Here is a 758-nt window from a genome sequence, read left to right on the forward strand (position 1 = left end):
GGTCGGGTTGCCCTTGCCTCCACCCCGTATTCCCGGGCCGGCTGCACCTCCGCCGGGGCCGCCGATCCCCCCGCTGCGCCCGCCGATCCCCGCCGGTCCGCCGGGCCTGCCTGTCCCGCATATCCCACTGCCCGGCATTCCGCATCTCTAGGACGAGGTCAGCGGGCGCGCACGTGAGGTGGAACGCGTGGGCTACGGATCTCCCCCGACGGCGTCGAGGTAGAACCATCGGCCGGCGCGGCGTTGGAAGCGACTACGCTCATGCAGGCTGCCCGCGCGACCGCCGGACTCGTAGCGGGCCGTGAATTCCACTTCGCCGAAATCATCGTCTGGCCCACCCGCCAAGGTGTCAATCACCTGTAGGCCAGTCCAAACGATCTTTAAGTCGGCGGTCACGTCTGCCGGACGTGTGCGCGGATGCCAGGTGCGGAACAGGTAGTCGCCGTCACCGTAGGTGAAAGCCGAGTACCGCGAGCGCATCAACTCCTCGGCCGTCCGGGCCTGCGACTCGCCCTCATGCAACGGCCCGCAACAGGCGCGATAGCTTCTGTTGCTGCCGCACGGGCACGGCGGCCCGAGAAGGTCGTTCACATCAAAAGCTTGACAGAGCCTAGGGCGACTCGCCCGGTGGCGTCGCGCCTGCGGCGTCCTGCAGCACCCGCTGCAACTTGTCGAGCGGATCGCCGCCCGCGGGATCAAGCCGGCGCGGGGGGTTGTCCCCGTCGTCGATCGCGGCGCTGCCGAGCGGCGGTGGCGGT

The 758-nt window shown here is 69.5% G+C and carries 1 protein-coding gene; it reads right to left on the reverse strand.

Annotation, left to right across the window (positions count from 1 at the left end; translation table 11 throughout):
• Positions 1-192: 192 nt before the first annotated feature.
• Positions 193-591 (reverse strand): YchJ family protein, encoded by a 399-nt coding sequence (locus tag A5686_RS00460; RefSeq protein ID WP_067929811.1) that lies wholly within the window; start codon positions 589-591, stop codon positions 193-195.
• Positions 592-758: the final 167 nt, after the last annotated feature.

Origin of the sequence: Mycobacterium sp. E2479, assembly GCF_001667925.1 — a bacterium.
GTDB lineage: Bacteria > Actinomycetota > Actinomycetes > Mycobacteriales > Mycobacteriaceae > Mycobacterium.